The sequence below is a fragment of the Oligoflexus tunisiensis genome (assembly GCF_001748245.1).
GTDB lineage: Bacteria > Bdellovibrionota_B > Oligoflexia > Oligoflexales > Oligoflexaceae > Oligoflexus > Oligoflexus tunisiensis.
Map to the genome: position 1 here is coordinate 4,332,080 of NZ_BDFO01000001.1, position 21,774 is coordinate 4,353,853.

Sequence of the window (21,774 nt, forward strand, 5' to 3'; positions counted from 1 at the left end):
TCCCGCATCTGGGTCAACAGAACAGAGACAATTCATGGATTAGCGGAAGCTGTCGATTTGCAAGTCATAGCGTTCCAGCAGGCGGTAAATATCCGCGCGATAACGTCCGGCTCGTTTCGATGTTTCAGAAATGTTGCCATGGGTTTCGCTGAGCTGGGTTTCCAGATAGATCTTTTCAAAAACCTGCTTGGCTTCCGTCAAAGGCAGTTTGAACAGCTCACGGCTGATGCCGCTTGGCAGCTGGTTGGCCCCTTTGTTGGGATCCACAGGAACATTGGGTTCCGCCACGCGATGCGAGGAATGCAGATGGTGGAACAGATCCTCGATGCGCAGATGATCATCCTGGGTAAGGACGACAGCACGTTCGATAGCATTTCGCAGCTCACGGATATTGCCGGGCCAATCATAGGCCACCAGACGCTTCATCACCGATTCAGCCGGTTTGTTGATGGAACGGCCAAAGCGGGTATTGAATTCGGCAATGAAGGATTCCACCAGCAGGGGAATATCTTCCTTGCGATGGCGCAAAGGTGGAACATAGAGAGGCACGACCGACAGGCGATAGTACAAATCTTCACGGAAACGCCCGCTTTCAATCTCTTCGACCAGATCGCGGTGCGTGGCCGCAATCACACGGGTATCGATCTTGACAGGAAGAGACGAACCGATGGGAACCACCACTTTTTCCTGCAGCACGCGCAGAAGCTTGGCCTGCAGGGAGAGAGGCATGTCGCCGATCTCATCCAAAAGGAGGGTTCCTTTCGAACAGAGCTCAAAAATACCTTTCCGATCGACTTTGGCATCCGTAAAGGCACCACGTTTGTGACCGAAAAGTTCCGATTCCAGAAGGTTCTCAGGAATCGCCGCGCAGTTGATGGCTTCGAAACGTTCGGAGGCGCGATTGGAAATCTTATGCAGAACGCGCGCGATCACTTCCTTACCGGTTCCGGATTCACCCAGCAGCAGAATCGTGGAATCAACATCTTTCAGCTGCTTCAGTCGAATGCACAGATCCTGAAAGGCCTTGCTCTTGCCGATGAAACCGAATTGAGCAAATTCTTCCACAGTGGGATCGATGACATCCCGGCTTTGCGTCTGCAGATGTTTGCAGATCATTTCAGCTATGACACCAGGATCCGTATCCTTCGTGATATAGCCCGTTGCACCATCCTGAAGCGCAGACACTGCAGTTTCAATCGAGGCATGGGCCGTGAGCATGAAAACTTTTGAGTATGGTGTTCTGGAGACCAGAAACGGAATGCCATCCAAACCGTTTTCATTTTTCAGATTCATGTCGAGGAGAACGACATCAATCGTGTAGCGCAGGACGATTTCTTTCATCTCGTCCAAATTGTGGGCTACATCGACAATGAATCCGGCTTCGGAAAGCGCCAATTTCCAGAACGCACAGGTTTGCTCATCATCGTCCACGATCAACAGGCGGCCTTTGTAGTCGTTCATCATATTAACGTTCTCTCAAGAAAAGAAATGATGGTCCAGATTCACAATCCCTGGCCACTCTGCAAGGAACTCAATCCCTCATCCCTATATACCTTACCCAGCGGGAACTTCTAACGAGAAGTGCCGCGGAAATCAACTAAGTCATTATGACATTAATGTCGATGTCCTAGTCGAGGGCACCTTACCATAAATTTTGCGTGAGACGAACGCAGAAATTACTAAGGCACACAAAATGCAATACACGGATACGCATCCGGGCGAAGACCGCAAAGCTGCCTTGGACGCTTGTTTTATCGCACTAAAGGAGTTGTCCATGATCATGAAGTCTCTCTCGTCGCAGACGCGCTGTATTGTTTTAACTACAGCCACGATGCTCCCTATTTCGATATCCGTAGGTTATGCAGCGGGCACCCCCGATAAGGCTCAAACTCAGCCGGCATCAGGGGAAGCAGCGACCACATCCGACGCTGCTCCAGACAATTCAGCCACCAACGCTCGAGCCAACGGTGAAACCGGTATTACGGCACAACAGGCAAGCAACGCCGAAGCGGATGTGAAATTAACGGCCAAAATTCGTCAGGCGCTGGTGAAAGACAAAAAGCTTTCCACCTATGCACATAATGTCAAAGTCATAGTTGAAAATGGCCAGGTGGTCCTGAAAGGACCCGTAAAAAGCGAGGCCGAAAAGCAGGAAGTGGAAAGCAAAGCCGGACGGATCGCTGGAGCTGATCGCGTACGGAGTGAATTGGAAGTTGCCAGGTAATGATCATTCAAGGAAAGGACTACGATCATGGCTAAGAACACTGCAACGTTTGCCATTTTTAACAGCCGCGCCTCCGTGGAACGGGCTGTCAATGCACTGAAGCGTGCTGGATTCCGTCACTCGGATATTTCGGTGCTTTTTCCCGACCGCGAGAGCTCCCGGGAATTCGCTCATGAAAAAGCTACCAAGGCTCCTGAAGGGGCTACGACGGGAACGGCAACCGGCGCCATCCTGGGCGGTACACTTGGTTGGCTCGTCGGCATCGGATCGTTGGCTATACCGGGTATTGGTCCCGTTATCGCTGCAGGCCCCATCATGGCCGCGCTGGCCGGAGCGGGTGTGGGCGGAGCCGTGGGCGGAATCACCGGCGCCCTTATCGGGATCGGCATTCCCGAATATGAAGCCAAGCGTTATGAAGGTATGGTTAAGGACGGTGGTATCCTGGTTTCGGTCCACTGTGATGATGACAAGTGGGTTCAGCTCGCCAAGGATATTTTCAAAGTTGAGAACGGTGAAGGCATCGCCTCCGCTCATGAAGCCTCGTCCGACGAACCACGAACTGTCAATTTCGACCGCGACCAGGATCGCGACCGGGACAGAACCACGACACCTCCTTCGTCGCCGATGACACCACCGTCGATGATGTAAAAGCAAAGAATAGGTCTCTTGATCCAATAAAGCCTCAGGGCTTTCGCAGAGCACGGCAGAACCAATCTCTTTTCAACCTCCCTTCCCGAGAATCTTTGGGAAGGGAGGATTTTTACTGCCTCTAAAATGCCAGACCCAGCCGATAGGATTTTTGCAGCTCATTGTATTCAATAAGGGATTCCATATAGCCGTAATAATACTGGAACATGACATAGGGCATCACATCCGACAGACCGAAGCGATATTTCACCGTAAATTCCACCGCTCCCATGCCTTTCTTCACATCCGCCACACCCCCAGGCAGGAAAGACAAATACATTTCCCCTTTCGAAGGAAAAAGTTCGGCCGTGATCCCTTCAAAACTGATGCGCGTGGACAGGAGGCCGGTATAACGCCGAATATTCGGGTTGTTCTGCCAATCAATGTCGTAGAGCCAGTACAGCCGAACTGTCCCATGCATGCGCCACGCACCACGGCCGATGCGAGCGTCGACTTCAGCGAAAACCCGATCCAGCGAGCGTGATTCCGCGTCCGCCTTGCCATTGGACCGGTGTTCCACCCCCAGGCTCAGGCCCCTGATCATCGGCTGGTCGAGATCCAGAACGTAATAGAATTCCGGATTGAAATCGATGTCTTCAAACGGCCGCGAATCCTTGGTGACCTCCCAAAACATCTGCTGATTATACGCAAAGTAAGCCGGGAGACTCAGAATCGGACGCAGCTTGAAGCTCAGTTGGATCTTGGTGTTGGGCTTGCCACCGATCGCGTAAATATCGCGATGCCGAAAAATGTTTTGTTCCTCCGCACGATCGATGTTACGGAGCAGAGTCGGCGCCTGGGCCATCACAGCGGCACCGGAGGTCGGGGTTTCCGCCGGCAGCTCGACGTCTTCCAGCGGCTCCGACGCGGCACCTGGCGGCGGATCCGACTCCTTTGCGTGCGTCGGCAGCGAAAGCAAGAGCAGCAGAGGAGCGAGCCGTGACCTGGCGATATTTTTCTGGAACAAGATGGAGTCCTTTCTTGCTTTGAAAGCAGCGTACTCAAGCAGCGTTGCATATTGTAGACCATGCTCCCCGAGCGCCGCTCCTGGCACGATGAGTGCAAAACATGGAGTTGGGACTGCACTGTTCATTTCATGAGGAGAGCCGTTATGTTGAATGCATCACTGAGGGGAATAGCCTGCGCTTGCCTGCTTGGCTTCGCTGGGCCGGCCTGGTCACAGATTTCAAGCGGGACAGATTACAAGCGCATCGATATCATGCGCGAACCCACCAACTGGGCCTTCGGCGTGAATCTGGCCGCTGCGGATGTGAACAGCCTCGACAATAACGTCTTTTCCTTTGGAATTTTTGGCGACTACTTCACCACGCCCAATTTTTCCCTGGGTTTGACCCTCGACTACTGGAATGATTCGATGAGCGACAGGGATCGAAGCGTTGAAGTGGATGACCTCGCTCTCGGCAGCCACGGCCGCTTCTTCTTTCCCGACATGACCCAGGGTCTGCGCCCCTTCGTGCTGGCAGGTCTCGCCGTCCATCGCTTTCAGGTGGACGTGGTCAACCGTAATCCCAATGTTGAACCTTTAACCGATCGATTCGATGAATATGATCGCAACACGGAAGACGTCGAAGGTGAACTCGGTGCGGATTTCGGCGCGGGCATCATGTACCGCGTGCAAACCTCGATGGATATGCTGGCCGAAGTTCGCTATCGCCGCATTCTGGATCGCACGGTCGACCTTGATCAGATGAATTATTCGGTTGCGCTTTCCTATGTTATGTAAAGCCCGGCTCTCACGGAAGGGAGACGATTATGAAGCGACCCCTGCAATGGATGGCGTTGCTGGCACTTGTCCAGCCTGCCTGTAAACGTGATGAAAAAACCAGTGAAACCGGCCAGAAGCTGCGGAGCACTCCCACCGAGCTGCGCGGCACCTGGCTGTCGGACTGCATGAGCACCACGACCCTGAACGCGGTGAGCAGTCAACGCGAATTTGTTATCAATGCCATCGGTGATTTCGATCGCCTGGAACGTTATTACAGCGACCCGAACTGTCAGCATCTGGTGGCGACCTATAAGGTGGTCGGAACCGTTGAAACCAAAGGTCCCAATCCGGATAAACCGGACCTGGAGATGATCAACTTCACGGTCAACGAAGCTTATATTACGGTGACGTCGGATACCATACTCGACGATCTGAATCGGATGAAACTCTGCGGTCACACCGACTGGAGCGTGGCGGAACCCGTGCATGTGACCAACGCCGCGTGTGAAGGCTCGAAGGTGCAAAAGGGTGGCGTGCAGTTCGATAGCTACGATATCCGGGATGGGCACCTTTATTTGGGGGAAAGCCTCATGTTCCTGGCGAAGGATAATGCCAGTGATCGGCCGAGCGAGCTGGACTTGAAGGTGCCTTTTACAAGGAGATGACGGGGGTTGGGTCGGTGCCGTTCACAAGGTCAGTCCCCGTTTCGGTCGTGCAACAAGGGGGCGCCCCTTGCGGAGCGGCCCCCCTCACCGTCCTCCAAAGAACTTACTTGTTGGTTTGGTTCACGGCGCTCTTGTTTTGATCCTGACCTTGCTGTTGCTGTCCTGCCACGGACATGCGGTTCGAGCCAGGCAGATTGGGGCTGTTGCTCATCGAGCCGCTGCTCATGCTTCCCTGCTGATCCGAGCCCTGATTCTGCATCTGACCGCTGCGAACCCGCAGCTGATTTTGCACGTCGTGCACACCGAGAACCTTTTCAGCGAGCTCTTCGGCGATGCGTTTGTCATGACGGGACGTAACCTGACCAGTCAGGGTCACTTCACCATCTTTCACTTGCACTTCGATATCCGAAGCATCAATGCGTCCATGACGAATCAATTCCTCATGGATATCATCCTTGATGCGTTCATCGCTGCGCTTGTAGCTTTTGGGCCAGCGATTCTTTTGTTCATTGTAATGAAACGGCTGCTGCGACTGCTGATCAAACGAACGGCGGCCCCAGCCTTGATACATATCATCGGGACCCGTGCGATTCCAGTCGGCATGCCCCATGCCGGCACCTGAACTCCAGTCACGTCCGTAGTCGGACTGGCCCCGGCCATAGCCCCCACCACTGGCGCTGCCGTAATCTCCCATGCCCCGGCCCCAGTCGGCCATGCCGCGGCCATAGCTGCCGTAATCCACCTGGCCACCGCGGCTGAAATCGTAACGGTTCGATCCATCATGACCAAAGCGGTCGCCGTGGCGTTGACCACGGTAAGGACGCTGCCAGGAACTTTCCTGTTCATGGTCGCGGCCGTAATCAGATCCGCGCGAAGCAAAGTGAGGCTGGCCCGGACGTTCGATGTCCAGGTCGCTGTCATAGTCGGGTCTGGTATAGCGACGCTCGGACTCCTGACCGCGATAGCGATAACGGTCCTGGCTTTCAAAGCGATCATCATCCTGACGGCGCGATGAGCCGCGACGATCGAAGTATGGGGACTGCGGGCGGCGACCTTGTTGAGTATAGCGATCATCGTTTTCGTAGCCTTGCTCAAACATAGCGTGCTCCTTTGTTATCGTAAAAATCGTGTGGGCCCCCTCGGGAGGTCAGCACCACACCAGGTTCCATTTGCGCTTGTAGCTGAGATTCCGATAGCGCAGCCGAAAACTTTCGCTTTTCACCGGAATCAAACGCTGGACACGCCGTACATCGAAGCGTGTGACAATCCAGCCCCGAAAGCGACGGCGGGCATAAGGAGGCAGGATGGTGTTGATTTCCTGAGCAGGGCATCCCCGCATCACAATGGGAGCGGGCTCGGGATGCGGCGCTGTGCTGGGCGACCCAGGATCGATTCCAGGATCGGGAACCATGGGCTGCGGAATCGTCGTTGGCGGCCGGTCGGGGGAACGCTTGGGGATGGGTTCATGCTGGGGCGGCTCGGGAATTTCCGTCATCAAACGACCCCGACGGCTCTCCAACAATATAATGTGTCTACATTTCGATTGTCTGCGACTCATAGTTTTTCTCTTCATGTCTTGTAACGGACGGCTTGCATGGCCGGGCTTCTTATTGCAGGAACTCTGCCAGGCCTCAACGCAGAACGAAAGGTGCGGATGCGTGGGAAATGTTGGTTTTTACCAGCATGAAAGTGCAACATTTTGCATGCAGGGGCTGTTGGTGACTGACGGCTACGGGTCTTTCACCATGCTAAAAACTTCTGGATTCCTCAGCATTTAGCACCCTTCAGCGACCCGCTCAGCCGAGGCGGATTCGTAAAGCTAAACCAGCCCCAGATTGTGTGGCCGCACAGGAGGCAAAGCGTGGCGACATCGAGCCCACAGTCGGCACTCCATTGATGAAACGCGCATTCGGAGTTCTGAGGATGCTTTCATCCATATGTTTACCTCCCTTTTTGCCAAGCGTATTTCCCTGCAAGAAAACGACCGCCTGTGCAGACAAAAATAAATTCTCTGGATTGCTTGCGAACACTCTGTTAAAAAACCGCTAGTGCATCAGAACTAGCCTCATCTGCCCTATCCGTTGCGAGGTATTTAAGCATGAAACAAAGCCTGGGACTTTGGTCCTCCCTTCTTGTTTTGGCATCAACCACTCTCTTAACCAACTGTCGGGACCGCGCTCGCGATACCGACGCTACCCTGATGAGCGAAGTTCCATCGACCCACAGTGATACCGGCGTTCCTGGACAGGCGTATCACAGCGACAAACGCAAGCTGCTGAATGTTTCCTGTATCGAAGGGGAAGTCACGGAGCAGCTGGGCAACGTCACAGCCGAATTCGAGTTGAAGCAGGACCTTGGCTTCAATGATTTGATCGATCGGTTGGGCGGAAAGCTGTCGGTGGACACCAATTTTCCGACGATTCGTGCAGGAGCCTCAGCACGGTATGCGACGGAGAACACGGCCAGCGTGAATGCCAACAGCTACAACTTCTTTTGGCGGGCGACGCCCAAGAAGCGTGTGCTGAAACGCAACACGGATGGAACCTATCGTTTGTCAGCATTCGGTCAGGAAGTTGCGAAGACCCCAGCCTTCGCCCTGGATCGCTGCGGTGATGAATTTATCACCAGCATCGAATATGGGGCGATGCTGAACGTGACCCTGAAAATGGAATTCCGCAACGAACAGGATAAGCGTGACATCGGTGGCAACCTCACCGTGGACGTGACGGCTGGCGTTGTGAGGGTTGACGGAAAACTGGATTATCTGGATCAGACGGTTAAAAAATCAGTCAAGATCACCGTGGAAGCGCAGCAGCATGGAGGGGATCCCTTGCAGCTTCTGCAGATCATTCCGGATAATCTGGTCACCTGCAGCCTGGACAATCCGTCCCTTTGTTTCAGCGTGTTTGCCGAGGCTATCAAATACGCGAAAAACGATCTGGCGGGACAATTCACCAGTCTGGATTCGTATAACGTCGTGAAATACACGACCGAAAAATATACGGAATCCGGTATCTACAACCTGCAACCCCCCGGAGGCTATCCCACGATCGGGGTTCTGGTGGAAGACGCGCGCCAGACTCTGGATCGCCGCTTTCAACAGGCGTTGATGGATCGTTCCCGGGCTCGCAAGCTGATCAATTCGTATCGCGAATGGTTGAGTGAAGAACTCTACGAACAGATCATGGACCTCGAGGCCAAGGCCAATCGCAATACCACGCGTTTGTCCAATGCTTCCGTCTACTGTTACGACAACCCGTACAATGGTTGCCTCGAGCAAGCGGAGAATACCTTGAAGCTGCTCGAAACCTATGACCCTAAGCTGCTTTCGATTCAAACCATACCGCTCGTTGCCTATCATCGCTGTGAACTCGCGCGAAAGGCAGCCGTCGCGGCTCAGGTGGTATCGGAATCCTGGTCCTTGGGATATCGGCGTAAGGGTTATGCTCCGGTGTTTTTCGATAACAGTAAGCCTGAGCTCGGTGTCGAGGTTTGGGGTCCCTGTGAAGAAGCTCTTGCGTACTATGGTGATTACTTTAAGGTCTGAACGCCCCGTTGGGAGTCTCTATGAAATGTTCATCCGTGCTGACAGTATTTCTGTGTATAGCTGGTGGAACTTCGACCGCATGGGCCGTGGATTTTCCTCCACACAAAGAGCAACCTGATCCGATTGATGGGCCGATCTCAGGCAGTCGCCCGAAGCCTCGTCCCACGACGAACTACGCGTCGATGGTGCCACTCAACCTGGGAAAAATCAAAGATCGCTGTGAACAGGATAACCTGTCTTCACCTGAAGCATGGGAACGTCTTCAGTGGCTGAAAACCTGCCACAAAGGTCTTCTCGTCGCGACCTACAACAGCATTAACGGTGATGATGGATCCACGGATGACCAAAAGATCCAGGCGATCGAAACCGAATGGTTTTTCGTTGCGGGTGATCGCAACAAACCCAAAGCTCGCCCCAACTATCTGACCTTCGGCACTGCTACGTATGAAAACCCATTGAACTGGTATGCCCCGCGCGTCGCCACGGCAGCTTGCACCGAATTTCCTGCAGGCTATCAGGTCCTGGGGGAATGCACGGCATCGTGTTACGAGCCGGACCAGAAATTGCTTTTCAGTGAAGGCGAAATTCCCATTGGAGAGGCGCTGGATAAGCTGCAGGATCAAATCATGACCCTGACAGATGACTCCACTCTCGACTACGTGAATTTGCAAAGTCGGAATGTCAAGCATTATACGCGCAGTGCGACCCCCACGAAGCACGAGATACTCACGATCCGTTCGCATAGTGGTGGTGAATTGAAGGTCACAAAAAATCATCCGCTTTTGACATCTGAAGGCTTGATGATTGAAGCTGGTGAACTTAAAGTAGGGGACAGCCTGGTACAGATCGATGGACAGGCCGATGCGATCGTAGCGATCAGCGAAAAGGAATACTTCGGGCGTGTCTTCAATATTCAGCCGGAAGCGAATTCCCAGCCAGGGCAAATCGTGATCGCCCAGGGTTTCCTGAGCGGATCATCCTGGTTCCAGAATGATGGCTACGAATTTATCAATCGACTGATTCTCCGTCGAAACGTTCCTTTGGAACTGTTTCAGCAGGACACTGTCCCATGAAGTTGGTTTGGTTTTCCATTGTGATACTTATCGTCGGTTTCGGTCTCTTCTGGAAACGTGAACCCCGTAATGCATCGGGTGACCCTCCCGTTTCCGAGGCGACCGTCACCGCCACCCGAATCCCGACACCGGTCGGGATTCCCTCCCCGTCTCCCCCGACTCCATCTCCAGTACCCATAGCCAAGCCTCCCGTCGTGGATGAACTCACGCCACGTCTGGAAAAAATTGCTGAACTGTCCCGCTTTACCTTGCCTACCCAGGCGACGCGGGATCAGCTGATCCAAACGCTATCCGCCCCGGAACTGCACAAGGACCTCGGCCGTATTCTGGAGGCAGGGGATCGCCTGGAATATGATGTGTCCCAGGAAAAAGAACGGATGAACGCCGTTTCCGTCCTGGGTCTGATTCTCAAGCATAAGGAAGTCAGCCATCGTGATGAGGCTCTGCGCTGGATCAGGCAGCGCATCCTTGCGGTGGATTTTCATAGCATGAAAGATGTTCGGGTCAAGCAAAGCGTTTATGGGGACATTACGGAACTCTTGATGATCCTGAAGCAGTACGATCCGGAATCCTATGAGGATCTTGCGCAGCGCATTGGCGAGATGAAGAGTAAGGTACTGAAGACAGCTCTGGCTGCCAGCCGTTAATACCAGACAAGGAAGCTGAGCCATGTTCAGGCGCGTGCTACTGCTATGCTTATTTTTTCAATTTTCCCAGACCGAGGCCGCACAAATCCTGGTCGGCGGTGACGCTTATCATCGTATCGGTTCGGGTCTTGAATCCACCAGTCAGCAATGGCGTCCCTCCTGTCTTGCGGGAACTCTGCAACCGTCTGCTCCCAACCGTAGTATTACCATGAAAATGTATGCCTCGCAATCGACGTCTGAAATTCTCGAAGATCAGCGCGGCTACGGCAGCGTGAAGGTTGATTTTTGGGTGCTTGGAGCCAAGGCACGCAGCGAATTCATTCTGCGCAACAGCGAGAGCGAAACCCAGGCGTCCTTGATATGGAATGTCGACTATCGCGCCGCTTCGGTCTTTTTCAACGAGCGCCAGTTGAATGCGCGCGGTCAGCAGGCCCTGACCCGTCCGTTGGCGGAACAGCGACAAATCTGTGGGGATCAATTTATCCTGGGCGCCGCCCTCGGTGCACGATTTTATCTCGCCACGTCGCTTATATTTGACAGCCGGGAAAAGTACCGCTATTTCAAAACCAAAGTATCAGCGTCCGCTTTCGGCGGACTCTTAAAAAAGGACAAAACTTCGATCGACGAAGTACGGCGCGTGGCGCAGGGAGCTCATCTTTCGGTCCAGGCTTTTCAGTACGGTGGCGAGACGTTTGATCTGGATTTACTGGCGGCATCTCAAGTATCGTATTGTTCCATGGATAATCTTGACCCTTGTCTGGAACGGTTTGCCGCCTTGCATCGCTATGCTTTTGGCCCGGAAGGTTTCCGCAAGCATGTCGATTCAAGAAAACCGGAGCAGCTCGCCGTCCTTTGGCTGAATGCGAGTTCGTATCAGGATGCCGGCCATTTTCTAAGCGAAAGCAAGGCCCCTCCTGTGATCGATCCGGGTTTTGTTTCCCTCTCCGAGCAGCTCTTTCAATGGAACGGCTCGGTGCAGCAGAGTATTGCGCGCGTGAGCGCCTGGCTTGCCGACCCCGCCCGTGATCTGACCGGGAAGGAGCAGGCCCAGCTCGAGCTGGAGAGTCTTGAGAACAAAGCCAAGGCGATCCAGGCGGCCGCTGAAGTCTGTGCGAATCAGGAGAATTATCAGACCTGCAAGAGCAGGATCGATTCCATAAACACTATGGTTGCTTCACCATAAAAGGATGACGGAATGAAACGCTTGATCAAAGCACGTCGGTATCGGAGTCTCCTCTTGATTTCGACTTCTTTGTTGAGTGCCTGCGGTGGCTCCCCACAGCAGAGCAGGGGGGTCGAAACTCCTCCCGACATCAGTCAGGTCGAGCCGATTGAGATAGCCCCGGTTTTCAATCACCGCGCGCATCTCACCCGAGCGTTTGAAGACCTGGCTCAGACCTGCCGCACCGTCGGTGGCATCTTTGACGAGCGTGAACGCAACTGTCTTTGTCCGGACACCACAGCAGGAAACGCACAATCCTTCCAGGCCCTCTACCGCACCGATCCCAACGCCACCGGGCTCAAGCGCCGGGTCTTTGATCGTTATGCGTGCGTGGAAGAGTATCGCCTCCGTCCAGCGCAGGTTGGCAGTCGTTTCGCCGATCTCCTGGCCGGTGGACGCGAGGCTTTTATCGCGGACCTGCGCAAGGTGCGAAATATTGGGAACGGCCGTTCCCTGGTCTTCGAAATTGATGATAGCCTGCCCGACGCGCAGCTGCGGGACCTCGCCGCTTACCTTGACGAGCGGGCGCCGTCCATCCATATTCCCCCCGGCAATCAGTGGCGGGAAATGTTTCGCGTTAAACTTTTCAAGGCTGATGAAAGCCTGGATCGGGTGAAGCGTCTTCCCTATTTCGACTTCGAAGACACCGGCCTGATCGAACGCTATGGCAATGAAATTTTCGTGTGGTCGCTCGACGACTTCGAGCATCTCGATGCGACCCCGCCTCCTTCCGAGCTTGAATTGCCGCAAATGCCTCTGGTGCGTGATCCCATGATGCCGAAGCTAATGGAAGGGCTCAAGGCCTATCAGGATTATCTGAAAGGCGCGCAACCTTTGGACGTGCGTGAGGATGTTCTGATCGTCGATAGCGGCTGTCACATCCTCTGTGATTACAAAGCCTCATTTTATTGGGACGGACAGTACTACTGGTATGAAAAAAATTATGCGCGCGGCTCAGCCTTCCGTCATGCGTTTTACCTGGGACGGGAGGATGGCACTCTGGATGCGATGACCCTGCTTTTCCCGGATCTGACGCCGTCCGTTTACATTACGGAACAACGTAGCGTGGGCCCTGATGGACGCCTGCAGGTGGATTCGAACGCCCACGATTCCCAAGGTGACCTCCTGCGCTTCACCGAGTATCCACCGCTGGGTGATGGAAAATCGTTTGCCAGCAAATGGGAGCAGCTGAAAACCTTTCGTCCGGAGCAACCGGACACCACGGTCCTGGTCCTTGAGGAATCCACCCAGCTCGAGGAAACCTGGGAGCTGGACTATTGGATTCGTGGGCCCTTTGCGGCCGAGCGCCCGACCAATCAAAAAAGTCTTTATGGATGGATTCGGCCCGACGATGTCGACGGCAATCCTTTCAGTTTTTATTTTGGTGCCATGGATCTGAACTGGAGCACGGATGCCGCGCATGGCCGTGAGATTCTGCGCGATCTGATGCGTGATATCAAACCCGGCGAGGCCTATGGCATCAGCACGGATTTCACCTGGCTGCTTCAGGGTCAGCGTTTCAATGAGCTTGTGAAATTATCCAAAGCCCGGATCGCCACCATCTCAGCCATCCTCTCGGTTGAGGAGGAGGAATGCCATCGTCTGACCGCAGCGTTGGATGCAGATATTTTATGGATTGCGGGTGCAGGGAATGAAGGAAAAGAGAATCCACGTTTCCGCTGTCCACAGAAACTGGATCGCAAGGATCTGCGTATCGTCGCGGCCGCTGGCGCGCGCCAGGGGCTGGCGTTTTTCTCGGAGTTCGGTCGTGATTATGCCGATATCGCCGCAGATCCCATCAGCTATCTGGGCCGCCGGGGCTCGTCCTATTCCGCGCCCAAGGTGGCGAATGTTGCGCTGAAAATCATCAAAAAACATGGCGAGGCGCTGAGCAATCGCGAGGTGCGGCTCGCCATTCTTCTTGGCGCTGATGTTGATCCGCAACACCGTCTGGAAGTAAGGACAGGGGGGGCCCTCCACGAAGGCTATGCGCTGAAAGCAGCCGCGGCGATCGCAGGTCTTCCGGCTGGGTCCCGCCGCCTGCTGCAAGATAAGGCAGCGGACCGCACGGACGTTTTCAGCCAGATCATCGCCGCATCCGGTGCTCTCTCCGAAGATCAGGCGCAGGATCAGGCGCGGTTTCTGGTCCGCCATGGGCTTTGATCCAACCTGGGCATGAGAAAAGAGAAACCGCTCGAACCTGGAGGGACGCGCGGTTTCTGTAAACTTTTCTCAGATGGGAACCAATCCATTCAATGATCATGAAGCGGTTGCGTATCCAGGCGCACCGTTCGAAATTCATTTTCTGTCAGCTTCAGGTAGATGGCTTTGTCATCGGCATAATCCACACAGTCCAGGTGAATCCAGTGATAATGCCCACCATTCTTGCCATTATTATTTCGTAGTTTGACAAAGGGCCCATCCACGGCGTCCACACTCCCGACGGTTATGCCTTGCAGACCGGGAACAGGTCCTGTGCCTTTCGCTTGTACCAAGAGGTTGGGTTTAATAAGAGCGAGATCCATAGCCATTGCAAAACCTCCTTGAGTGAAGGCACTCCTGCCTGTCATCTTGCGACCTGATCAAAGTTTCATTGCGTGTGTCGGTTGGCTTCATTATGAGTTACACAGTTTGATATAAGAATCCCATGAGCACCCTTCCCCGTCTGACATAAGGTCACATGACCCCGATGCAAAAAAAGTTCCATCGTTCATATGACCTTGACAGTTCCCCGCCCTTTGCTGAAATCTACCGGGTGAGACGGCCGCAAAGCACAGGAGGCTCTTATGTCAGGACTTCGGGACCGCAGCCAAGCCATGGCCTGCCTGCTTTTGATGAGCATGATTCTGCTCTCTGCCCGTCTGAAAGCTGAAAGCCAGCCGAAACAGGAGCTCATGGTCGCAGCGGCTGCAAGTCTGAAGGATGTTTTGGAAGAAATCGGGCCTGCCTTTGAACAGGACCATCCCGGGCTCCATGTGACATTTCACTTCGCCTCATCAGGAGCCCTGCAGCAACAAATCGAGCAGGGTGCCCCGGTGGATGTCTTTATCAGCGCGGCTCCGCGGCAGGTCGAAGCCCTGCGGCAAAAGAATCTCCTGCTCCAGGACAGTCTGCAAAATCTCTGCAGCAATGAACTCGTCCTGATCGTGCCGCGAACTCAGGCCGCACCGCAAAGTCCTCTGGATCTGCAAAAATCCGGCTTCAAGAGAATCGCCTTGGGGGAAGCGCGAACCGTTCCCGCCGGACAGTATGCCGAGGCCTGGCTGAAAAATCTTGGTCTTCATGCCACGCTTCAGCCCCGGCTGGTCCCGGCTGCCAACGTTCGTCAGGTGCTGACCTTTGTGGCGAGCGGCAATGTTTCCGCCGGCATTGTCTATGCGAGTGATGCCCGGACGTCATCCCAGGTAAAGGTGGCTTTACGCGCGGACCCCTCGCTGCATCCACCCATCACTTATCCGCTCGCGATCATAAAAAAATCGAAGCGCCCCGCAGCTGCACGGGTTTTTGCCCAATTCCTGCAGGGTGACAAGGCCCGTGGTCTTCTCCGGAAACATGGTTTCCTTGTGCCGGTCGGGAAGGCTTCGTGACGGCACTGGACACCATTACCCTTTGGATCTCACTCAAAACCGCCGCCACCGCCACGGTGCTGGCCGCCGGCTTTGGTCTCGCGTCCGCGGCGTGGATGGTGTATCGCGGGCCGCGTCCGGGCACACGCCTCTTCGCTCTGATCGATTCCGTGCTCATCGCCCCGATGATCCTGCCCCCGACAGTCCTTGGCTTTATCCTGTTGATGATTTTTGGAGCCCAAAGTCCCGTCGGCCGCTTATGGGAACGCATCTTCGGCAATCCCCTGGTTTTTTCCTGGCCGGCGACCGTACTGGCCGCCAGTACCGTGGCCTTTCCCTTGATGTACCGCACGACCCGAGCGGCCCTGCTGCAGGTCGATGGACAGCTCATCGCCGCAGCCCGCACGCTGTCGGATCAGGGGGGACGTATTTTCTTGCGCGTGATCCTGCCTTCCGCCTGGCCTGGTGTCCTGGCCGGAACACTCCTGGCCTTTGCCCGCAGCCTCGGGGAATTTGGAGCCACTCTGATGCTGGCCGGCAGCATTCCGGGCCAGACCCGGACCATGCCGATGGCCATCTACTATGCGGTGGAATCCGGTGCCTATGCCGAAGCCGCTCTTTGGTCGGCGCTGATCATGATCATCAGCCTTGGCGTTATTTTCCTTGCGGAATTCCGCCTGGAAAAGGCTGTGATCCCCAGCCCCCGGCGCCGTCCCCCCGCTCCGAAAATTCCCCAGCACGAAGGCACGCTGGCCCTGCACATCATCAAGCAGCTCCAGGGTTTCGTCCTGGATCTTCAGTTTCAAAGCACGAGTCGTCGCATCGCCATCCTCGGTCCTTCGGGCTCCGGCAAGAGCCTTTTTTTGCGCTGCCTCGCTGGACTGGAACAGCCTGATGCGGGCTGGATTCAGGTGGACCATAAGATTTTGTTCGATCGTGAAAGCCACGTGAATCGGAAGCCCAAGGCCAGGGAGGCCGGCCTGCTGCTGCAGCATTATGCTCTCTTTCCGCATATGAGCATTCGGGACAACATCCTCTTTGGAATGAAGACACCCAATCGTCGTGGGGCGGATGCCTGGCTGGAAAAGATCCACCTTTTGCAGCGTGCCGAACAAAGACCGCCGCAGCTTTCCGGAGGTCAGCAACAAAGGGTGGCCCTGGCCCGTGCCCTGGCCGCCGAACCACAGCTTCTGTTGCTGGATGAACCCTTTACCGCCCTCGATGCCCACCTGCGGGATCGCCTGGAACAGCAGCTTGTGGCTGATCTTTATCACTTTCCCGGCCGCCTCTTCCTCGTGACTCATAATGTCGAGGAAGCCTGGCGCATCTGTGATGAGCTGATCCTTTTGGATGAAGGTCGCGTGATTCGTCATGGCCCCAAGGCCGAGGTCTTTGCCGATCCACAGAATGTGGCGGCTGCTCAGCTGACGGGTTGCAAGAATCTCGCAGAAGTCACGTCCCGCAAGGGGTCCACAGTGACAGTGGAAGCCTGGAACTGCGACCTGGAGCTGCCGGGCGATGCTCCCGATTGCAGCTGGATCGGCATCCGCGCGCATCATATCGCTCTGTCCAATGCTTCGTCCCACGAAGCCAATACCTTCCCCTGCTGGCTCACGCGCATCAGCGAAGCTCCGCATCGCCTGACCTTCTTTCTAAAATTGCAAGCGCCGCCGCATGATGCCTTCGACGCGCATGTGCAGGTGGTTTTACCGCGGGAAAAAGCGCTGCAATTACAGGCTCAGCCTCAGCCCTGGTTTGCCACCCTTTCCCGGCAGCAAATCCTGCCTTTACAGACCCTTAACCCATAGCCGCAAAGCAAGGCTGGTCAAGCGTTTGGTGTCCATCAGAGGCACCATGAGAGCGCTTGACCTTTGTCCTGGGACATGGTTCAAGAGGTTTCGTACATAATAATTCGAGGCCTGGAAAGCAGAGTACGCCCATGCTTTGCCGTCAACTATCGCGACTGATCTTCATCATCACGGTGATCGCACTGACACCGATGCCGCGTCACGCCCTGGCGGAAACCGCTGGGGAAGCCTGGGAATCCAGCGCCTTCATCCTCCATTTTGAAAAACCTCCCGCCGCGCAGATTTCCTATCCGTGGCTCGACCAGCTGCGTGGGATCATGTTGCGCTCACTCAACAGTGCGGATCAGGGGCGCGATTTGAGCAACCTGCATAATGCCCTTGGCACCAAGGCTCTGTCGTCGTATGCGAAGTACGTGGGCCCGCATAAGATCACAGTGAATCCCCATCATGGCGCTGAAATTCGGCGCGCGGTGATCAAATCCATTCGCCTATATGCGCAGAAGGAAACCAAGGGCAATGTCTTTCCTGAATCCTGGAAGGACGGTCTGCGTTTCAACGTGGGTGGTGGCGGTGGCGCGAGCGCTCCCGCACAGAAGGGTTTCATTCATAACGGCAATCCGGAGCTGCGGTATGGGCTCAGACTCAAGACGATTGAGCCCAGTCGTGACACCATGAAACTGGCTCGTCTTGGTCATGAGGATTTTGAATATCTCGCCTATGCACCCAAGGCTCGGGTCATCTATGAGGTCGGTGAAGTCTATCCCGAGAACTATGCACGCAGTTATCCGGTCCACATCGCCCACGATGCGCCCGCCGAGCCCACCATCTGGTCTTCGTTACCCCGCCTGCCCGACTATAAATTCAGCGGCCGCATGGCACCACGGGGTTTGCCCGGTCCTGGGAGTCCCCTGCCCCCGCAGTCCCTGTTCCTCGATCAAAGTCAGGGTTACTATCAGCTCGAAGCGCAGTTGAGTGGAAACCTCAAGCAGGAAAACGTGCTGCATCGCTTCCGCGTGCCCATGTATGGGCGCATGAATTATCGGCAGGAACGCAACAAGGACTGGCAGTTCACCAAATCCACCTTTGAAAATTTGTATAGCAATGATGAGGGTTACGCGGTTCACCTGGAACGCTATCATATGGAAAAGCGTTATCAGCTGGCCTTCCATTTTCACCGGCTGATCAACCATTTCGAACTGCATGCCCATCTTCCGGACAGCGCGTTCGAAAAGGACAATTTCTGGCGTCATCACCGCTGGGAAACCCGTTTCGATTTTCACTTCTAGTTTCGCGGACTTCCGCTGCAAACCCAGGCCGATCCTGCCGCCCATTCGTATGCGCGAAAAATTCTTACTTCCGGTAATAGTTCCTCGCAACCCCCTGTATTTTCACTCGATTCACCTGTCCATTCAAGTGCGCGCAAATTATTCCGTTAAGTGTTTTGTGCAACACATGCACCCGCCCCCTGCAAGAAACCACTGAGGGCGCCGATAGAGGAGACCAGCGATGATCATGATCAGCAGGAACGCACAGTCAGCCCTCTTGCTATTCACAGCCGGGACGAATGCGACCGTCCTGGCCGGCCGCCGGGTCCCCTGCTCCACAGAAGTGGGCAATCCGTCCTGAAATGAGGCGTGCATGGTCCAAAAGGACAAATCGAAAAAGTCCCAGCCGGTGCAGGACCGATTCGATAGCGCACGCGCGCAGGTCGATGTCACACAATTTACCTCTTATCGCGAATTCCTGAAAAATCTCTATGATCGGATCAAGACGGGCCGCAAGTCGTACTCCTATGTGCGCTTTGCGACCGACCTTGGTCTTTCGGCAAGCAATGCGCTCTGGCTGGTGCTGACCATGCGACGGGATCTCAGCGAGGCCTCGGCGCAGAAAATTGCCACGGCTCTGGAAATGCCGCACGAAGCCCGCAAGTATTTCATGCTGCTCGTTCGCCATAATAATGCGCGCGAACCAGGTCAGCGCGAAGCCTATATGAAAGAACTGGTCGTTCTTAAATCCCAACATTTCATGAACAGCGACGATGATGAAAACACCCTGGAGTTTTTTCAGGAGTGGTATCATCCCGTGCTGCGGGAAATGGTGGCTTTGGATGATTTCAAGGCGGATCCGGACTGGATCAATGAACGCCTATTCCTGCGCCTTCTGCCCAAACAGATCGAGCGCAGTCTCGACCTTCTGCAGAAGTTGAATCTCATCCGCTATGATGAAACCAGGCAGCGCTACGTTTCCACCGGAGAACAGATTTTCCCCAGCCGGGCGGTCGGTCCCCTGGCTGCGGTACGTTTTCACCAGAAGGCCTGTGAAAATGCGCGGGAAAGCGTGACGGCGGTTCCCTCGCAGCGGCGGGACCTGAACGTCATGACCCTCTCCATTTCAGACGAGGCCGCGGAGAAACTGAAAACGATTTTTCATAAGGCTTGTGAGGAAGCGATGGCGTTGGAAAGCCAGCCGCAACCCCGAACGGAAGTTTATCAGATCAACGTGCAGCTCTTTGCGTTGACGCGCAAGGCGCCTGGCACGAAAAACGAGACATAAGGGACTGCAAGTTATGCGAAGGCTCAAACTCAGGAATCAAGCGTGGTACCGTCCTGTCCTGCCGGGACTGGTCGCGTGCCTCTGCGTGTTCGGCAGTCCATCCTGCGGCTCCTGGAGTGGCAATCCTCCCAGCAGCAAGATTCAGACCGGAACCACAACGCCTGTGGAAAAACAGGGAACGGTTGAGATCGTCATTCAGGGTACGGGCACCACCCTGCGCATTCTGGACAAGACCCTGGCGGTCACGGATAAAAACGGCAAGTCCGCGGGCCAGATCGTCCTCGGTTCGGTTCAGTTGGTGATGAGCGATATCGTCGTTCGCCGCGACCGCAGCGACACCGGCACGGGCCCCAGACTGGCCGGACCTTTTGTGCTGGATCTTCTGACCAACAGCATCAGTCCGAAACCGGAGAAGCTCACACTCCCGGAAGGCGAGTACAAGGACATCAGCCTGCAGCTTTATAAGCAGAGCGGCGGCAGCGTCCAGTTGGTCGGCACCTATGTGGCTGCCAATGACAAGACGTCGAATCTGAAGATTACGCTCGATGCGGATGATTCCATCTCCCTGATGAAGGACGCTCAGGCCAAGGTCATCCAGGTGACAGCCGGAAGCAACCAGCAGATCGCCCTCACCTTCCAGATGGATAAGTGGTTCAACTTCTCCGGAAAGGATGCTGACTTTGCCGCGGCCGCCGGCCAGGATATCGTCATCGATGCGAGTGCCGCTGGGGACAATAAAAAGCTGCGCGATGCCTTCCTCAGCAATGTGAAGGCCGCTGCGGATTTTGACAAGGTGAATGGCATCCCGGATAATAAGGACAAGGGCGATAACAAGAGCCCGGACAAGGATAACGACAGGGACAATGATAAAGACGACCGGAGGGATGGCGACGGTCGCCGGTGACACTGAGGGCTGCGATGGCCACCGGACTCAATGATTTTTTGAAGCATATCAAAAGCAATCCTCAAAACGATGTGCTTGTGGATCGCTTTACGTCCCTGGTCATGGAATTGGATGCCAAGGCCCGGCAGCCCTATTTCGAAAAGCTCTTCAATCTGCTTGAGACGAGCAATCCCCATGGAGCCTTACGGGTAGCCTATTTCAACCTGCAGGCCGCGCGCGCGGCAGGCACCGGGAGCAGCCTGGAGATTGAAGCCCTGCAGTGGATTGAAAGGGCTTTTATCAAGCTCGGCAAGAGCGAGAATGCCTCCCTCGTGAAAGAGGAACTGGCTCGTCTGAAAAAGAAGCAGGTGCAGCCGCAGCCGCAGCCACCTCCGCTTCCGGATCGGCGCCGCAGGAAAAATAATGGGGAACGGCGCGCCGCACCAACAACGCCCAAGCCTGCGGCCCTATCCGCGCCCAGCCCGGCTGAACAGCGTTTCACGACCCAGCGGGCAGATTTTATCGCGAGCCTTTATGAAAGTTTCGCGCGGCAGCTCCTGGATGCCTTGATTGAGGAACTGGGTCAGTACAAGGGACGACCTCAAACCGAGGCCGCCGCCTCCCATATCATCAGGACCTTTCAGCAGGTCTATGCCCGCATGAAAGCCACGCTCCGCAATGCCGTGGCTGTGTTTGGTCACAATCCCCTGCTGATCGATGAAAAGGATCGTTTTCGCGATGAATTGATTCAGATCTTTTTGAAGTCGCCCTTGTTTACCCGGAACCGGGATCGCATTGCTTCGCAGAGAGCGCGCCTTGTGGCCTCGCTCATGACCGCCTGGTTTGATCAGCAGCAGCATATGCCCGAGGGCATCCTGTCGCCAGAGCAGGAACGCCTGCAGAATAAGCTCCTGGAGATCGCTGTGACCGCTGTTCTGCGCTTTGACGACTGATTTTTTATGCAGGCCCCTTGCCATTTTCAAAAACCCGGTCTATACCTTGACGAGACTGGTCGATCCACCCCTGAATGAAGGAGAGAGCCTATGGATAGTGTAATCTTGAACAAGGGAAAGCCCTGCTAAGTCGGTCTCCATACCGGTGCTCCTGACTCTGGCTTGCCTTTCCCGCCTATTAAAAAATCAACGACATCAACAAGACCGACACAATCGGTTC

20 protein-coding genes and 2 pseudogenes are annotated in these 21,774 nt (G+C 55.0%); 16 read left to right on the forward strand and 6 right to left on the reverse strand.

Annotation, left to right across the window (positions count from 1 at the left end; translation table 11 throughout):
- Positions 1–39 precede the first annotated feature (39 nt).
- The gene (locus OLTU_RS17910; protein WP_141734134.1) at positions 40–1,464 is read right to left on the reverse strand and encodes a sigma-54-dependent transcriptional regulator; all 1,425 of its coding nucleotides are present in this window, start codon (positions 1,462–1,464) and stop codon (positions 40–42) included.
- Positions 1,465–1,693: 229 nt separating this feature from the next.
- Between OLTU_RS17910 and OLTU_RS17915 the strand changes: the two genes are divergently transcribed.
- Together OLTU_RS17915 and OLTU_RS17920 are read left to right on the forward strand one after the other, a co-directional pair.
- Positions 1,694–2,224: a BON domain-containing protein gene (locus OLTU_RS17915; protein WP_218110105.1), complete on the forward strand. Its 531-nt coding sequence runs from the start codon at positions 1,694–1,696 to the stop codon at positions 2,222–2,224.
- A gap of 27 nt (positions 2,225–2,251) precedes the next feature.
- On the forward strand, positions 2,252–2,872 hold the full coding sequence (locus OLTU_RS17920) for a hypothetical protein (RefSeq protein ID WP_218110106.1): 621 nt from the start codon (positions 2,252–2,254) through the stop codon (positions 2,870–2,872).
- A gap of 121 nt (positions 2,873–2,993) precedes the next feature.
- On the opposite strand, the gene OLTU_RS17925 is transcribed toward OLTU_RS17920, so the two are convergent.
- Complete coding sequence (locus tag OLTU_RS17925) at positions 2,994–3,878, reverse strand: phospholipase A (protein WP_176736736.1); 885 nt, start codon at positions 3,876–3,878, stop codon at positions 2,994–2,996.
- Positions 3,879–4,022: 144 nt separating this feature from the next.
- On the opposite strand from OLTU_RS17925, the gene OLTU_RS17930 reads away from it, so the two are divergent.
- Positions 4,023–4,655, forward strand: a complete 633-nt coding sequence (locus tag OLTU_RS17930; RefSeq protein ID WP_176736737.1) for an outer membrane beta-barrel protein — start codon at positions 4,023–4,025, stop codon at positions 4,653–4,655.
- 29 nt (positions 4,656–4,684) lie between these two features.
- Positions 4,685–5,302, forward strand: coding sequence for a hypothetical protein (locus OLTU_RS17935; RefSeq protein ID WP_141734137.1), 618 nt, complete (start codon positions 4,685–4,687; stop codon positions 5,300–5,302).
- A gap of 103 nt (positions 5,303–5,405) precedes the next feature.
- Here the strand turns inward: OLTU_RS17935 and OLTU_RS17940 are convergent, their stop codons facing one another.
- From OLTU_RS17940 to OLTU_RS31975, 3 genes are all read right to left on the reverse strand, one after another.
- A complete protein-coding gene (locus OLTU_RS17940) occupies positions 5,406–6,401 on the reverse strand; it encodes a BON domain-containing protein (protein WP_141734138.1) in 996 nt (331 codons plus the stop codon).
- 48 nt (positions 6,402–6,449) lie between these two features.
- Positions 6,450–6,797, reverse strand: a complete 348-nt coding sequence (locus OLTU_RS17945) for a hypothetical protein (protein ID WP_141734139.1) — start codon at positions 6,795–6,797, stop codon at positions 6,450–6,452.
- Between the two features lie 301 nt (positions 6,798–7,098).
- The gene (locus OLTU_RS31975; protein WP_176736738.1) at positions 7,099–7,239 is read right to left on the reverse strand and encodes a hypothetical protein; all 141 of its coding nucleotides are present in this window, start codon (positions 7,237–7,239) and stop codon (positions 7,099–7,101) included.
- Between the two features lie 161 nt (positions 7,240–7,400).
- Between OLTU_RS31975 and OLTU_RS17950 the strand changes: the two genes are divergently transcribed.
- From OLTU_RS17950 to OLTU_RS17970, 5 genes are read left to right on the forward strand one after another with little or no spacing between them, the layout of a single operon-like run.
- Positions 7,401–8,849 (forward strand): internalin, encoded by a 1,449-nt coding sequence (locus OLTU_RS17950; RefSeq protein ID WP_141734140.1) that lies wholly within the window; start codon positions 7,401–7,403, stop codon positions 8,847–8,849.
- A 20-nt stretch (positions 8,850–8,869) separates the two neighbouring features.
- A complete protein-coding gene (locus OLTU_RS17955; protein ID WP_141734141.1) occupies positions 8,870–9,922 on the forward strand; it encodes a Hint domain-containing protein in 1,053 nt (350 codons plus the stop codon).
- The gene (locus OLTU_RS17960; RefSeq protein WP_141734142.1) at positions 9,919–10,569 is read left to right on the forward strand and encodes a hypothetical protein; all 651 of its coding nucleotides are present in this window, start codon (positions 9,919–9,921) and stop codon (positions 10,567–10,569) included. The genes OLTU_RS17955 and OLTU_RS17960 overlap by 4 nt, the downstream gene beginning before the upstream one ends.
- Positions 10,570–10,591: 22 nt before the next feature.
- Entirely contained in the window at positions 10,592–11,752 is a 1,161-nt protein-coding gene (locus OLTU_RS17965) for a hypothetical protein (protein ID WP_141734143.1), read from the forward strand.
- Positions 11,753–11,764: 12 nt separating this feature from the next.
- A complete protein-coding gene (locus OLTU_RS17970) occupies positions 11,765–13,954 on the forward strand; it encodes a S8/S53 family peptidase (RefSeq protein WP_141734144.1) in 2,190 nt (729 codons plus the stop codon).
- 89 nt (positions 13,955–14,043) lie between these two features.
- Here OLTU_RS17970 and OLTU_RS17975 read toward each other — a convergent pair whose 3' ends face one another.
- Positions 14,044–14,322: a DUF2171 domain-containing protein gene (locus OLTU_RS17975; protein ID WP_176736739.1), complete on the reverse strand. Its 279-nt coding sequence runs from the start codon at positions 14,320–14,322 to the stop codon at positions 14,044–14,046.
- Between the two features lie 255 nt (positions 14,323–14,577).
- Here OLTU_RS17975 and modA point away from each other — a divergent pair, with 255 nt between their 5' ends.
- The 7 genes and pseudogenes from modA to OLTU_RS18005 all read left to right on the forward strand — a co-directional run bounded on the left by modA (position 14,578) and on the right by OLTU_RS18005 (position 21,554).
- On the forward strand, positions 14,578–15,378 hold the full coding sequence (modA, locus tag OLTU_RS17980; protein ID WP_141734146.1) for a molybdate ABC transporter substrate-binding protein: 801 nt from the start codon (positions 14,578–14,580) through the stop codon (positions 15,376–15,378).
- A pseudogene (modB, locus tag OLTU_RS33355) lies at positions 15,375–16,019 on the forward strand (molybdate ABC transporter permease subunit); the annotation flags it as partial. The gene modA and the pseudogene modB, both read left to right, overlap by 4 nt.
- A pseudogene (locus OLTU_RS33360) lies at positions 15,993–16,599 on the forward strand (ATP-binding cassette domain-containing protein); the annotation flags it as partial. The pseudogenes modB and OLTU_RS33360, both read left to right, overlap by 27 nt.
- A gap of 697 nt (positions 16,600–17,296) precedes the next feature.
- Positions 17,297–18,451: a hypothetical protein gene (locus tag OLTU_RS17990; RefSeq protein WP_141734148.1), complete on the forward strand. Its 1,155-nt coding sequence runs from the start codon at positions 17,297–17,299 to the stop codon at positions 18,449–18,451.
- Positions 18,452–18,803: 352 nt separating this feature from the next.
- Complete coding sequence (locus OLTU_RS17995; RefSeq protein ID WP_141734149.1) at positions 18,804–19,718, forward strand: TIGR02147 family protein; 915 nt, start codon at positions 18,804–18,806, stop codon at positions 19,716–19,718.
- 13 nt (positions 19,719–19,731) lie between these two features.
- Positions 19,732–20,622, forward strand: coding sequence for a hypothetical protein (locus OLTU_RS18000; protein ID WP_141734150.1), 891 nt, complete (start codon positions 19,732–19,734; stop codon positions 20,620–20,622).
- Positions 20,623–20,636: 14 nt separating this feature from the next.
- Entirely contained in the window at positions 20,637–21,554 is a 918-nt protein-coding gene (locus OLTU_RS18005) for a hypothetical protein (RefSeq protein ID WP_141734151.1), read from the forward strand.
- Positions 21,555–21,774 lie beyond the last annotated feature (220 nt).

Coding starts and splice junctions, on each gene's coding strand:
- OLTU_RS17910 (WP_141734134.1), bottom strand. CDS start 1,464: ATGATGAACGACTACAAAGGCCGCCTGTTGATCGTGGACGATGATGAG.
- OLTU_RS17915 (WP_218110105.1), top strand. CDS start 1,694: ATGCAATACACGGATACGCATCCGGGCGAAGACCGCAAAGCTGCCTTG.
- OLTU_RS17920 (WP_218110106.1), top strand. CDS start 2,252: ATGGCTAAGAACACTGCAACGTTTGCCATTTTTAACAGCCGCGCCTCC.
- OLTU_RS17930 (WP_176736737.1), top strand. CDS start 4,023: ATGTTGAATGCATCACTGAGGGGAATAGCCTGCGCTTGCCTGCTTGGC.
- OLTU_RS17935 (WP_141734137.1), top strand. CDS start 4,685: ATGAAGCGACCCCTGCAATGGATGGCGTTGCTGGCACTTGTCCAGCCT.
- OLTU_RS17940 (WP_141734138.1), bottom strand. CDS start 6,401: ATGTTTGAGCAAGGCTACGAAAACGATGATCGCTATACTCAACAAGGT.
- OLTU_RS17945 (WP_141734139.1), bottom strand. CDS start 6,797: ATGACGGAAATTCCCGAGCCGCCCCAGCATGAACCCATCCCCAAGCGT.
- OLTU_RS31975 (WP_176736738.1), bottom strand. CDS start 7,239: ATGGATGAAAGCATCCTCAGAACTCCGAATGCGCGTTTCATCAATGGA.
- OLTU_RS17950 (WP_141734140.1), top strand. CDS start 7,401: ATGAAACAAAGCCTGGGACTTTGGTCCTCCCTTCTTGTTTTGGCATCA.
- OLTU_RS17955 (WP_141734141.1), top strand. CDS start 8,870: ATGAAATGTTCATCCGTGCTGACAGTATTTCTGTGTATAGCTGGTGGA.
- OLTU_RS17960 (WP_141734142.1), top strand. CDS start 9,919: ATGAAGTTGGTTTGGTTTTCCATTGTGATACTTATCGTCGGTTTCGGT.
- OLTU_RS17965 (WP_141734143.1), top strand. CDS start 10,592: ATGTTCAGGCGCGTGCTACTGCTATGCTTATTTTTTCAATTTTCCCAG.
- OLTU_RS17970 (WP_141734144.1), top strand. CDS start 11,765: ATGAAACGCTTGATCAAAGCACGTCGGTATCGGAGTCTCCTCTTGATT.
- OLTU_RS17975 (WP_176736739.1), bottom strand. CDS start 14,322: ATGGCTATGGATCTCGCTCTTATTAAACCCAACCTCTTGGTACAAGCG.
- modA (WP_141734146.1), top strand. CDS start 14,578: ATGTCAGGACTTCGGGACCGCAGCCAAGCCATGGCCTGCCTGCTTTTG.
- OLTU_RS17990 (WP_141734148.1), top strand. CDS start 17,297: ATGCTTTGCCGTCAACTATCGCGACTGATCTTCATCATCACGGTGATC.
- OLTU_RS17995 (WP_141734149.1), top strand. CDS start 18,804: ATGGTCCAAAAGGACAAATCGAAAAAGTCCCAGCCGGTGCAGGACCGA.
- OLTU_RS18000 (WP_141734150.1), top strand. CDS start 19,732: ATGCGAAGGCTCAAACTCAGGAATCAAGCGTGGTACCGTCCTGTCCTG.
- OLTU_RS18005 (WP_141734151.1), top strand. CDS start 20,637: ATGGCCACCGGACTCAATGATTTTTTGAAGCATATCAAAAGCAATCCT.